Below are 13,481 nucleotides of genomic sequence, written 5' to 3' on the forward strand. Positions count from 1 at the left end.
TTATATCCTCCTAGTTCTTCTCCTCAGGATATTTAATCCTCGAATGGAACGTTCCGTTTAACGTCTCGCATAACGCTCGACTTACTAATTCCAGCTCCTTAAACGTTAAGTCACATTCACTAAACTGACCGTCTTGTAGCCTATCTTTAATAATGGACTTTACGAGCGCCTCAATCTTCTCCGGTGTCGGCGGTGTTAAAGAACGAACGGCCGCTTCTACACTGTCTGCAATGCCTACAACGGCTGCTTCCTTAGACATAGCCTTCGGTCCCGGATAACGGAAATCATCTTCACAAACCGTCTCATCATTTTCTTTCGCCTTGTAGTAAAAGTATTTCAAGAAGGTTGTCCCATGATGTTGTGCCGCAATATCGACAATCTCACTTGGAATATGATTTTTCTTAAGCAACGCTACCCCGTCCGTTACATGTGCAATGATTATATCTTTACTCTGTTGTGACGTCAATGAATCATGTGGATTTTCCATACCCATTTGGTTTTCAATAAAGTAATAAGGGTGGAACGTTTTTCCAATATCATGATAGTATGCACCAACCCGCGCTAATAATCCATCTGCTCCAATCGCCTCACACGCAACTTCAGATAAATTAGCGACCATAATACTATGGTGGTATGTTCCTGGCGCTTCTAGTAGCACTTTTCTTAACAATGGGTGGTTTGGACTTGCTAAATCGATTAGCTTCAAACTTGAAATCATACCAAATCCATCTTCTAAATAAGGGACTAGTCCGATAGTTAAAATGGATGCTATCATGCCGGAACCGGCTGCTGTTAGTATATATATACCAAATTCTTTCCACTCATAATGACCACTCTTAATTAATAATAGACATAGAACAAGTACAATATTGAAAAGCGCTAAAAATGCTCCTGTCCGTAGTAACATTACGCTTCGTTTCCGTTCCGTCAAAAACATAGGTGCCGCTAATGAACTTAACAATACATAAATTCCCATCGAGAAATTAAACGTGCCTGTAATTCCTTCGTTAAATAAAATACTCGCCCAAATAGAGAGCAATGCACTCGTAATGAAAACCATTCTTTTATGGACAAGTAAATATACAAGCATTGTACCTAAGCCAGATGGAATGAGATAGGCAACAACTGTATATTCGTTCTTTTGAAACAAGCTAACACCTTTCATCAATCCTAGCATAATAAGTAGAATCATCACATATACTAGTATGTGTGGCTTGTCTTTCACTTCTAACAATCCGAACGTCTTCAATTGATAATGAATTAAATATAAAGAGATAGATACAAGTAATAATAATCCTATATAAGCTTGGTAATCATTGTCATTTTCTAACAGACCTACCAGCTCTAATTGGCGATATATATCATCTGTAATTTTTTGCTTTTCATTAACAATGATTTGCCCCTCTAAGATAAAGACGGGTTCTACATTATTTTTCGCTTGCTCCTTCTTTTCAGCCGTCTTCTCTGCATCATACACGATGTTTGCAACGATACGACTTTTCCCAATTATTAAAATAGCATCTTGTAATTGCGGACTTATATTTTGCTTTCTTAGATCAACCTCAAATTCTTCGTGAGCATTATAAGTTTCAGTAGTACTCATTTCCTTTTCCATTAACTCACTGACTTTTGCTTCGGTAAATTCTCTCACTATATTTAAGTCTTTTTTAGATGCCTTCAGAATAGTCGAAATATCATTATCCGATAAGTCCTGATTTAACTCTAGTGGCAAACCATCTCGTACTTTCCTTACTTGACCTGCTAACTTCTCTGCCTCTGGAAGGGGAGATTCACCTAAATGATTATTACTTTCTTCAGAGGTCTGTACCTCTTCAATTGTTTTAAAAAATTCGGTAATAATTTTAATTTGTTCTTTTTCGATTTCCCCGTTCAATGAATACTGCCTTACTTCTTTTTTAGCAGCTTCTTCTTTTCTTTTTGCTGTTACCTCTTTATCTTCTACAGTACGTGGTGAAATAATTGCTTGCTCTGCGCTTTTCCCCTTTTCCACATTTAGTTGAGCAGGTTTCACATTAGGAAGTAATCCTATGTACATCACGCAACCTATTAATCCATATAAAAACCACCTAAAAGCCGTTGATTTCTGATATTTCTTAAGGGAACTAAAAAAAGATTGTACAGACATGCTCTCTATTCCTTCCTTCTCTCTATTCACTTGAAACAAAAAGGACCCTTAACTTAACAGAAGGGTCACCTTGTATCCTTATCCATAATGGCATACATCATCTAAACTTCTACTTCATCGTAAGCTTGAATAATTTTCTGGACAAGTGGATGACGTACAACATCTGATTGTTCTAAGTGAACAAACGAGATTCCAGATACCCCTTTTAACACTTGATCTGCAAGTTTCAATCCTGACTTCACACCTTTTGGTAAGTCAATTTGCGAAGTATCACCTGTGATGATCATCTTTGAATCAAACCCTAAGCGCGTAAGGAACATTTTCATTTGTGCAGATGTTGTGTTCTGCGCCTCATCTAGTATAACATACGCATCATCTAATGTTCGTCCTCTCATATAAGCAAGAGGTGCAATTTCAATTGTTCCGCGCTCAATCATTCGTTGTGTATGTTCCTGTCCTAATACATCATGTAACGCGTCATATAAAGGGCGTAAGTATGGATCTACTTTCTCCTTTAAATCTCCTGGCAAGAATCCTAAACTCTCCCCAGCTTCAACAGCTGGTCTTGTCAAAATAATTCGTTTCACAGAACCGCTCTTTAATGCTTGAACAGCCATAACAACTGCTAAATATGTCTTCCCCGTTCCTGCCGGCCCAATTCCAAATACTAGATCATTGCGCTTCATTGCTTGAATGTATTGACGCTGACCTAACGTCTTAACACGTATTGGTTTTCCTTTGACATTTTTAATAATTTCTTCACTGTACATTTCTTCAAAATGCTCGATATTTCCCTTCAGCGCCAAGCTAATTGCATACGCTACATCACGCTCTGAGATGGAAATTCCTTTACGAATGACAAGGAGTAGATGTTTCAACACCTCTTCCACTAATGACACTTTCTCTTCGTCACCAGACACACTTACGCCTTCTCCACGTGTTACGATAGAAACATGCAACTGATCTTCTAAAATTTTCAAATGCTTATCATTAGTACCAAATAGCGCAATTGCTTCATTTGTATTCTCTAATTGTTGCTTAATCGTTAATAACTCTTCAGACATTAATCAATCTCCTTGCACAATAGATTGTGGTACAGCAATATTTTCAACCACCTGAAAAAGTATTGTTAGTTTAACTTTACCATTCTCTACCGATTGACGCAAAACTTTTTCCCCTTTTATTCGTGCAAATTCGTCTAATTTCCCTTGTATTTCTTTTCTAGCTATTTCTTTCCCTACCGTAATTGCTTCCTTCATTTTATACTCTCGTTCCGTATGCTCTTCTTCCCTAAGAATCTCTCTTTCATACTGAATAGGTAATTCCCATCCTAGAAAGCGAAATGGGGATTCCACAGTTTCCTTGTTAGAGAGCGTATACTCATCTTGCCCAAAACCCCATATCTTTACTTTCCACGGTCCGATATGTAAATAATGGGAACGTTTTTCTTCTCCTGTATATACATTAAGCGCAGATTTCAACGGGACTTCGACAACTGAAAAATCCCACGTTTCACCTAGCACAACACCGGTCGCGGGGACGTATACTTGTTGAGTCTCAGTTCCCATTGCACCAGACACCAATATATCCCCTTTATTCACCACTTGATTTTCTTGTACAACTGCTTTACCAGTATCCACTAATACTTGTTTCACAACTCCTTTTTTAGCTGCAACTAAATGCTGCGGGGGAAGGTCCTCATACCTTTCTGGTTCATTCTTTTCTACCACCTGAAAATGGAAGGTCGTCCCATTTAATTGCACACCAATCCACGTAATAGAAGAAATTTGATTCGTTAACTTTTTCTGAATCGCTTCTTTGTCATCTAATGTGAATTGTAAACTACCTACTTTCACTCCCATTTTTCTTAGTTCTTGGCGGATTAAGGATTCTGTTTCTGGCGTGGCCCCTTTAATTTGAACACTCCATATCATATTAGAAAGAAGAAAGATAATAACCAAAAAAGCAAACAACCCTCCTAAAAAACCACTGTTTCGCAATAACTTCTTCCACTTGAAAGGAATTCCTGAACGCTTCTTAAATGAAATATCACATTCGTGCTTCCTACGAACACGACGAATAAGAGAAATATCTTTAATGCGGACACAACATGTGATTTTCTCCTCTTTACTATGCACATCCCAGACATAGACACCTCGTCTTACACAATCATTAATAAACCGCTCTAAGCCTCGTCCACTAATTTCCATCTCAACATACCCAGAAAAAAACGTTATCCAATGATTCTTCATAAAGTCCTCCCCTAAATAAATCCTATATCCTCTTAGAAGCATCACTTGTTGTATCTAATCATTAGAACATTGTTTAATGGAGAAAACTCCATTAAACAATGTTTCATTCATTGTCAATAAAAAAAACATGTTCAATATTTCCCTCTAATAAAATCTCTTCTGGTAAAATTGTCTTAATAACAAACGAATTCCCTTTAATAAATAACTGCCCGTGTTTAAGTAAGATACGAAATTCCGTATCTGTAAATACAAGCAATCCACGGTGGTTTTCAATATATATATGTAACTGTCCAATCATCGTAATGCGAGGCAAATCCATAATAACATCAACAGGTAGGTCTGCCTTCTTCATTAGCCAATTCTTCATTTGTTGTTGCCATTTCCCCATAAGAAGACCCCCCTCATCTCATATGTATGAATGAGCGGTTTCCAATAGCACTACAAAGTGAAATTCCACATTCTACAAAATGTATATACCAAAACGAAATATAGGCATCTTTTATCTCTATATTATCTTTCTAAAGAAATGAGCCCATAAAAAAAAGAAACGTCATTTTATGACGTTTCTTTTTCATGAGAGTTGTTGAGCTACTACCTTGTTCACAAGTGATCCTTCTGCTTTACCTTTTAACTTCGGCATAACAGCACTCATCACTTTTCCCATGTCAGCTTTCGAAGAAGCACCGATTTCTGAAATTGTTGCTTTGACAATTTCAATAACCTCTTCTTCAGAAAGTTGCTCCGGCATGTACGTTTCTAAAACAACAATTTCATTTTTGAGTTTATCAACAAGGTCTGTACGACCTGCTTTTTCAAATTCAAGGAGGGAGTCTTTGCGTTGTTTTAGTTCACGTGCTAAAACTGTTAACTCTTCATCTTGAGAAAGTTCCTGTTTTCCATGCTTAATTCCTTCATTTTGAAGTGAAGCTTTAACCATACGAATAACAGTTAATCTTTCTTTCTCTTTGTTCTTCATCGCCTGTTTCATATCATCGTTTAAACGAGTGAGAAGACTCATAGATACACCCTCTCTTAGAATTTACGCTTTCTAGCTGCCTCAGACTTTTTCTTACGTTTTACGCTTGGCTTTTCATAAAACTCACGCTTTCTTGCCTCAGCAAGTGTACCAGTTTTAGAAACTGCTCTCTTAAAACGACGAAGTGCATCCTCTAAAGATTCGTTTTTGCGAACTACTGTTTTAGACATTTTTATTTCCCTCCCTCCAAAACATTCACTTACATCAATAAATCAATCCATGTAAAAAGACATATCTTTCAACAGGTCTTTTACGATTATAATATATTCACTTCTATTTGGTCAACCACAAAAAACGTCCGTTTCTTCTTTTATCTATCTTTTTTCGACCAAATCCACCACATTTATGCAGATTGTGTAGGTTTTATATCGATAAGGAACAAAGAAAAGCTATCTGTTCCTCACAGATAGCTCTATTTATCTTAGTAATCAGTTGTTGACTGCTTACCTTGCATGATTACTACACCAGAACTTGTTCCGATACGTGTAGCTCCTACTTTCACCATATCTTCCATACCTTGTAGGTCACGTACTCCACCAGATGCTTTCACTCCGATGTCAGGACCTACTGTTTTTCTCATTAATGCAACATCTTCAATTGTTGCTCCACCAGTTGAGAAGCCAGTCGATGTTTTCACATAGTTAGCGCCTGCTTTTACACATAATTCACAAGCACGAACTTTTTCTTCTTCTGTTAATAAACATGTTTCAATGATTACTTTTACTAATGTTCCGTTTGCAGCTTCTACAACTGCACGGATATCACGTTCAACAAGCTCATCGTTTTTGTCTTTTAATGCACCGATATTGATAACCATATCAACTTCTGTTGCACCTTTTGCAATCGCATCTTTCGTTTCAAAACCTTTTGTTTCTGGCGTATTTGCTCCTAATGGGAAGCCAATAACTGTACATACATCTACGCCTGAACCTTTTAATAACTCTGCTGCTGTTTCAATCCAAGTTGGATTTACACATACAGAAGCGAAGTTATTTTCTTTTGCTTCTTGGCATAATGTAATGATTTGCTCTTTCTTTGTATCTGCTTTCAATACTGTGTGGTCGATTAATTTTGAAAAGTTAGTTGTCATACATCTGACCCCTTTCGTATGTAATAAACGTTTATTATTATAACATATTTTTAGCGCTTTCATAGACATAATTACAACATTTTTTTATTATCTTCATCATTTGTTATTCCTTTTTTGCCAATATTATCTATCATTCTTTCTAGTAAACTTTTAATTCTATCTTTTTTCTCTACTACATAGACTAGAAATAGAGAAGGAGTTGATCGTGTGATTTATATCCAAAATATAAAAATTCGTAAGTTAATATTCATCCTCTTTTTAATCGTCTGCTTTGTGTTCTTACTTTCCTCCTTATTCGTAACTGCAATGAAGAATACAAAATCATTTGATTTAAACCAATTGCTCCGCCCCCTTTCTTCAGATGCTTTTATGATGGCGCTAGAGAAAGAAAATCACTACTTTGCAGAGCCCTATTTCAAAGAAAACAAGCGTGACTCACTCTCTTCCTTAGCTCTTTCCATGACGACAAATATTCAATTTGATGATATCCGTAGCCTTATTCGTACAGAACTCCCTGGATATAGTAGCTTCTATTCTCCTATTAGTAGTGATGACGACTTTACAACAATGCCAGAAGAAGAAAATGTAACAATGGAAGAATTAGCAAAAGAGAGAGAAGTTGATATAGGCAGTATTAGAAAAGCACAAGAAAGTAACAAACCAACTGAAACCCCACCACCCACTCAAACAACGAGTGGAAAAAAAGTTGCCTTTATTTATCACTCACATAGCCGAGAATCCTTCCTCCCACTACTACCAGGGGTAACAAATCCAGATCATGCATCTAGTCCAAAAGCAAACGTATCATTATTAGGAGAGCGATTGAAAAGTGAACTAGAAAAACACGGTATTGGAGCTGAACAAGATAAAACAGACATTGTACAACTACTTCTTAACAATAAACTAACATACGGGAGTTCCTATACGATGTCACGTAAAGTTGTACAAGAAGCAATGAAAACAAATAATGACATTCAATATTTAATAGACATTCATCGTGATAGTGCACGTAAAAATTCCACAACAGTGGAAATCAATGGGCAAACATACGCAAAAGTGTATTTCGTCGTTGGGATGGATAATAAAAATTATGCTACAAATTTAAACTTAGCAACTTCCATCCATAATGAACTTAATAAAAAATATAAAGGAATTAGTCGTGATGTCTATAAAAAATCACGTAAAATGGGAAACGGCATTTACAATCAAGACCTTTCACCAAATTCTCTCCTCATCGAGATTGGTGGCGTTGACAACACATTGGACGAGCTATATCGCACAGTAGATCTTCTTGCCGAAATCATTAGCGACTACTATTGGAAAGACGCAAAAGTAAATAATTAAAACACTAAGAGGAAATCTCCTCTTAGTGTTCTGTCTTCTTATGTTCCTTTTCACGTACTTCTTTCGCAATATCTCTCATTGATTTCCCTTCAGTAGAAATGCCAAGTTCTTTCGCTTTTTGAAGTAACGCTTGTTTGCGATATTGCATTTTCTGTTGAACGATTTCTTTCGCAATATCTGCTAACGATTTTCCTTCTGTTGTGATATTCATTTCCTTCGCTTCTGCATAGATATCATTTTTATGTTGTTCTAACTTTTTTGCATAAATTTCTTTAATTAACTGCGGCATTGTCTTATTTGCCATATTAATACTTAATGCTTGTGACTCTTCTTTGATTTTCTCATCTACCTTTTCTTGATGCTGCTTTGGTAATTTATCATAATATTGATCTGCATAGTACCAGAAGAATACTTGTTTATGCCATTCTTTATATTGATTGTTTACATCGCGCTCTAACTTGTCCATTTTATGATAGTGATGACCATGACCATGTTCATGTGCCATCGCCCCCATGTTCATGCTTAATAAAAGACAAGAGATAGCAATCATCCATATTATTTTTTTCATAAATTTTCCTCCTTATGTAACAACAGATACATATAGCATCCCCTTTACAAAAGAAATTATGTATAAAAAAAGAGAATATCTACAAAATAGACATTCTCTCTGTTTTCTTAAGAAGAAAATACTTTTTCTAACGACTCTTTATCATACGATAACCAGTAACGGAATAATTCTTTTGCTCCTTCTAAATCGTGCAACTTCGCTTGCCCACATTGTAATTCATTCGCTGCTGGTACCTCTTCAATTTCTAAACCATCTTTCATTGTCTCTTCTAACACCTCAATAACTTCTCGTATCGTTGGTGTTCCGCTCACAATTAAGTAATAACCAGTCTGGCATCCCATTGGTGAAACATCGATAATATCAAAATGATCGTATTTCTCGGAGTATTTACGGATATTGATCGCCAATAAGTGTTCAAGCGTATGAATAACACCTGTTTTTAGTGCTTGCTTGTTTGGTTGATAAAAGCGAATATCGTATTTATTTACGACACCATCGCTTCCTACCTTGTGTACTCCGCAATGTCTTACGTATGGAGCTACCACAATTGTATGGTCTAAGTCAAAACTTTCTACTGAAGGCATCTATTCATCCCATCCTTTTTTATTAGATTATTTTAAATAATATGACTACAATAGCTGAAAATCAACCATTTCATCATAAAAAAAGACCTTTTTGTACAACCGCACAAAAAGGTCTTCTCATTATACAATTTTCACTAATTCTTCTGGTGTTACTTCATCGTCCATTACTTTCAGTACTTGTCCTTCATTATAAGGATAGCCAGCCTTCGTAATTTTCACACGAACTAATTTACCAATTAAATCTTCTGATCCTTCGATGATTACCTTCATATAGTTATCTGTGTAACCAACTAATAATCCTTCTTGCTTGTTATCTTTGAATGCTTCCTCTGGAATAATCTCTAGTACTTCATTATCATGTTTCGATGCATATTCCTTCGCTAACTGATCAGATAATGCAATTAACTTGTGTACACGTTCATTCTTAATTTCTTCATCTACTTGATCATCCATACGTGCCGCTGGCGTACCTGTACGTTTCGAGTAAGGGAAGACGTGAAGTTCAGAGAACTCATACTCCTTAATGAAATTATACGTCTCCATGAATTCTTCTTCCGTTTCACCCGGGAAGCCAACGATTACGTCAGACGTAATTGCAAGGCCCGGAAGAGCCGCTTTTAACTTCGTTAAACGCTCTGCAAAGTGTTCCATCGTATATTTACGACGCATACGCTTTAGAACTGTATCTGAACCTGATTGAAGAGGAATATGCAGGTGACGTACAACGATGTCCGATTTCCCTAACACATCAATTACTTCATCTGTAATTTGACTCGCTTCAATAGATGAAATACGAAGACGCTTCAATCCTTTTACTTCTCTTTCTAAATCACGAAGAAGTCCAGCTAAATTGTAATTCTTGATATCCTCACCGTATCCGCCTGTATGAATACCTGTTAAGACAATTTCTTTGTAGCCAGCATCTACTAATTGCTGCGCTTGACGAATAACTTCCTGTCCATCACGAGAACGCATTAATCCACGTGCCCAAGGGATAATACAGAATGTACAGAAGTTGTTACATCCTTCTTGAATTTTAAGTGATGCACGTGTACGATCTGTGAACGCAGGTACATCTAATTCTTCATATACACGCGTCTTCATGATATTACGTACCGCATTAATCGGTTGACGCTCTTCACGATACTGTGCAATATAATCTAACATTTTCGTACGGTCTTGTGTACCAACAACAATATCTACTCCCGGAATAGCCATAATTTCCGCTGGAGAAGTTTGTGCGTAACAACCAGTTACACATACTACTGCATCTGGATTTTGACGAACAGCACGGCGAATAATTTGGCGACTCTTCTTATCGCCTGTATTCGTTACCGTGCACGTATTAATGACATACACGTCCGCACGCTTTTCATACTCTGTTCTTTCGTATCCAGCTTCTTTAAATAACTGCCAAATTGCCTCAGTTTCATAATGGTTTACTTTACACCCTAATGTATGGAATGCTACTTGTGGCATTCTGTTCACCTCGATAATTCAAAATTGTATGAAACAGCAGATAACACATACAATGGTGCTGTTTCCGTGCGTAAAATACGCGATCCTAAACTACAGCGTACAAACTTTGATGCTTCTAGCTGACTAATCTCCTCTTCCGCTAGACCACCTTCTGGCCCGAATACAACTAATAGTTTTTGCCCTGGATTTAATTGTTCAAATACACGCTTTAGTGCCTTACTTTCACCATTCTTAGCGTCTTCTTCGTATGCGACAATACACATATCATAATTACTACTCTTCTCTAGTAGTTGTTTAAAAGAAATAGGGTTTGTTATATGAGGAATAAGGTTGCGATAAGATTGCTCCGCTGCTTCTTTTGCAATTTTCTCTAAACGCTCTACTTTCTTTTTCCCTTTTTTCTCATCCCATTTCACGATAGACCTAGCTGCAGAAAAAGGAAGAAATGCAGCTGCACCTAACTCTGTACCTTTTTGCACAATATACTCTAGTTTATCACCTTTTGGTAAACCACTCGCAATTGTTACACGAATAGGCAGTTCGTTCGTTTCCTCTATCCATTCTACAACATGCACACGAACAGATTCATTGGTAAAATCCGTAATCTCACATGTTGCTGTACGTCCATCCACAATACATTGGATACTATCTCCGGCTTTCATACGCATTACTTTCGTCATATGACGTGCATCATCACCGTAAATAGTCATCCTATTCTCTTGTACATCTTCTTTCTCTACAAAATATCGCTGCATCTCATCACCTTATGCCTTTGCAATAATAGCAACCCAGTCTTCCATCGTAATAACTTCCACAACATCAAAGCCTGCTTGTACTAACTTCTCTTCTACTTCTCCACGCTTTGCTCCGATAATTCCAGAAGAAATGAAATATCCGCCCGGCTTAATTACTTTCTTCGCATCCTCAACTAAACGTAACACGATTTCAGCAAGTAAATTTGCAACAATTCCATCTACCGGTCCTTCGATTCCGCTAAGTAAGTTGTTTTGATCAACTTCTACTACGTCATCTACCTTGTTTAATTGTACATTCGTACGTGCACTTTGAACAGCAACATCGTCTAAATCGTATGCACCAATTTTGCTAGCACCTAATTTCGCTGCTGCAATACTTAATACACCAGATCCTGTTCCTACATCAATGATGTTATCACCATTCTCTACGCATTTCTCCAATGCTTGAATACACATAACAGTCGTTGGATGTGTTCCTGTACCAAATGCCATTCCTGGATCTAGTTCAATAATTAACTCATCTTCCTTTTCCTTCGTGTACTCTTCCCATGTTGGAACGATTGTGATGCGATTAGATACGCGCACAGGATGGTAATATTTCTTCCATGCCGTTGCCCATTCTTCCTCGTTTACTTCACTAACAGAAATTGTATTATGTCCTAAGTCAATATCATGAATCAGTAAGTTATTAATCGCTTCTTTGATTGCGTCTACTGTTTCTCCTAAAAAACTATTAACTGGCAAATATGCTTTTACAATAACACCTTCTGTTGGGTAGTCATTCGGATCAAGTTGGTAGATTTCTCCATATACATCCGCACGCTCTTTGTATAAATCAAATACATCCTCGATAACAACACCACTCGCACCTGCCTCGTGTAATATATTTGAAATAGGTTCTACAGCTTCTTGTGTAGTATGGATACTCATTTCCGACCATTTCATTCTCTACCAACTCCATTCTTTAATGTTCATCATTTATTTTCTAGTGTAGACAGATTACCTTTGGAGTAATCTTAGAAGAAAGGGAGGAAGGAGGACAGTGATTAGTCCTCCTTTCTCTATTCTTTATTCTCCTTTAAAAGCACGCTTTAAACGTTTGAAAAGATTGTCATTCTTCTCATCGTACGATGCTGTTCCATCTGCCGCAAATTCCTTTAAAAGTTCTTTTTGCTGCGCAGATAACTTCGTTGGTGTTACAACGCGTACAATAACATGTTGGTCTCCTTGACCATACCCACGTACATTCTTCACACCTTTTCCTTTTAAGCGGAATTTCGTACCTGTTTGTGTTCCAGCAGGGATTTTTAAGTTTACTTTTCCGTATAATGTCGGAATTTCCACTTCATCACCTAGAGCAGCTTGTGTGAAAGTTAATGGCATTTCACAGTATACGTCATCTCCGTCACGTTCAAAGAACTCATGTCCCCTTACTTGGAAAACGATATATAAGTCGCCAGCCGGTCCACCGTTCACACCAGCTTCCCCTTGACCACTCATGCGAATTTGTTGTCCATCATCCACACCAGCAGGGATTTTCACATTCAGTTTTTGTGTTTTACGAATACGACCTGCTCCGCGGCATGTTGAACACTTCTCTTTGATCATTTGACCTGTTCCGCTACAATGGTTACATGTACGACGATTTACAATACGTCCAAATGGTGTATTCTGCTCAACATTCACTTGACCAGCACCTTGACAATGCGAACATGTCTCTTTGGATGTACCCGGTTTCGCACCTGATCCTTTACACGTGTCACACGACTCTTCACGAGGGATACTAATTTCTTTTTCTAATCCAAATACAGCTTCTTCAAATGACAATGTCATTGAATATTGTAGATCAGATCCTTTTCTCGGTGCGTTCGGATCACGACGGCGTCCACCGCCACCACCGAAGAATGAGCTAAAGATATCTTCGAAACCACCAAAACCGCCTCCGAAGTCTCCACCACCAAATCCTCCGAATCCTTGATTTGGATCTGTATGACCATATTGATCGTACTGCGCACGTTTTTGGTCGTCACTTAACACTTCGTATGCTTCTTGTACCTCTTTAAATTTCACTTCTGCATCTGCTTCTTTACTTACATCCGGGTGATATACCTTTACAAGCTTACGGTATGCTTTCTTTATTTCATCTTTGCTGGCTGACTTGGACAGACCAAGCACCTCATAATAGTCTCGTTTACTCATCTTACAAGTCCCGACTCCTTTCTCACAT

Annotated in this window: 14 protein-coding genes; 1 reads left to right on the forward strand and 13 read right to left on the reverse strand. The window is 37.5% G+C overall.

Annotated features, from left to right (window positions below; all coding sequences use genetic code 11):
* Positions 1–10: 10 nt before the first annotated feature.
* The 7 genes from IEV41_RS12580 to deoC form a co-directional block, all read right to left on the reverse strand.
* Positions 11–2,146 (reverse strand): HD family phosphohydrolase, encoded by a 2,136-nt coding sequence (locus tag IEV41_RS12580; RefSeq protein ID WP_373284218.1) that lies wholly within the window; start codon positions 2,144–2,146, stop codon positions 11–13.
* 101 nt (positions 2,147–2,247) lie between these two features.
* The gene (locus tag IEV41_RS12585; protein WP_188388864.1) at positions 2,248–3,210 is read right to left on the reverse strand and encodes a PhoH family protein; all 963 of its coding nucleotides are present in this window, start codon (positions 3,208–3,210) and stop codon (positions 2,248–2,250) included.
* Positions 3,211–3,213: 3 nt separating this feature from the next.
* Positions 3,214–4,398, reverse strand: coding sequence for a sporulation protein YqfD (gene yqfD, locus IEV41_RS12590; protein ID WP_188388865.1), 1,185 nt, complete (start codon positions 4,396–4,398; stop codon positions 3,214–3,216).
* A gap of 103 nt (positions 4,399–4,501) precedes the next feature.
* Positions 4,502–4,786, reverse strand: a complete 285-nt coding sequence (gene yqfC / locus IEV41_RS12595; RefSeq protein ID WP_188388866.1) for a sporulation protein YqfC — start codon at positions 4,784–4,786, stop codon at positions 4,502–4,504.
* 183 nt (positions 4,787–4,969) lie between these two features.
* A complete protein-coding gene (locus IEV41_RS12600) occupies positions 4,970–5,416 on the reverse strand; it encodes a GatB/YqeY domain-containing protein (protein ID WP_188388867.1) in 447 nt (148 codons plus the stop codon).
* Positions 5,417–5,430: 14 nt separating this feature from the next.
* Positions 5,431–5,604 (reverse strand): 30S ribosomal protein S21, encoded by a 174-nt coding sequence (gene rpsU, locus IEV41_RS12605; RefSeq protein WP_129727313.1) that lies wholly within the window; start codon positions 5,602–5,604, stop codon positions 5,431–5,433.
* 251 nt (positions 5,605–5,855) lie between these two features.
* Positions 5,856–6,524: a deoxyribose-phosphate aldolase gene (gene deoC, locus IEV41_RS12610; protein WP_188388868.1), complete on the reverse strand. Its 669-nt coding sequence runs from the start codon at positions 6,522–6,524 to the stop codon at positions 5,856–5,858.
* A 207-nt stretch (positions 6,525–6,731) separates the two neighbouring features.
* On the opposite strand from deoC, the gene IEV41_RS12615 reads away from it, so the two are divergent.
* Complete coding sequence (locus IEV41_RS12615; RefSeq protein ID WP_188388869.1) at positions 6,732–7,868, forward strand: stage II sporulation protein P; 1,137 nt, start codon at positions 6,732–6,734, stop codon at positions 7,866–7,868.
* Positions 7,869–7,890: 22 nt separating this feature from the next.
* On the opposite strand, the gene IEV41_RS12620 is transcribed toward IEV41_RS12615, so the two are convergent.
* The 6 genes from IEV41_RS12620 to dnaJ form a co-directional block, all read right to left on the reverse strand.
* On the reverse strand, positions 7,891–8,436 hold the full coding sequence (locus IEV41_RS12620; protein WP_188388870.1) for a hypothetical protein: 546 nt from the start codon (positions 8,434–8,436) through the stop codon (positions 7,891–7,893).
* 107 nt (positions 8,437–8,543) lie between these two features.
* Complete coding sequence (locus IEV41_RS12625) at positions 8,544–9,020, reverse strand: S-ribosylhomocysteine lyase (RefSeq protein WP_188388871.1); 477 nt, start codon at positions 9,018–9,020, stop codon at positions 8,544–8,546.
* Positions 9,021–9,140: 120 nt separating this feature from the next.
* A complete protein-coding gene (gene mtaB, locus IEV41_RS12630) occupies positions 9,141–10,499 on the reverse strand; it encodes a tRNA (N(6)-L-threonylcarbamoyladenosine(37)-C(2))-methylthiotransferase MtaB (protein ID WP_188388872.1) in 1,359 nt (452 codons plus the stop codon).
* 5 nt (positions 10,500–10,504) lie between these two features.
* A complete protein-coding gene (locus IEV41_RS12635; protein ID WP_188388873.1) occupies positions 10,505–11,254 on the reverse strand; it encodes a 16S rRNA (uracil(1498)-N(3))-methyltransferase in 750 nt (249 codons plus the stop codon).
* 9 nt (positions 11,255–11,263) lie between these two features.
* A complete protein-coding gene (gene prmA, locus IEV41_RS12640; RefSeq protein ID WP_188388874.1) occupies positions 11,264–12,199 on the reverse strand; it encodes a 50S ribosomal protein L11 methyltransferase in 936 nt (311 codons plus the stop codon).
* A gap of 123 nt (positions 12,200–12,322) precedes the next feature.
* Complete coding sequence (gene dnaJ / locus IEV41_RS12645) at positions 12,323–13,453, reverse strand: molecular chaperone DnaJ (protein ID WP_188388875.1); 1,131 nt, start codon at positions 13,451–13,453, stop codon at positions 12,323–12,325.
* Between the last annotated feature and the right edge of the window lie 28 nt (positions 13,454–13,481).

This window comes from Priestia taiwanensis (assembly GCF_014638355.1).
In the GTDB taxonomy this organism is placed as follows: Bacteria; Bacillota; Bacilli; order Bacillales; family Bacillaceae_G; genus Priestia_D; species Priestia_D taiwanensis.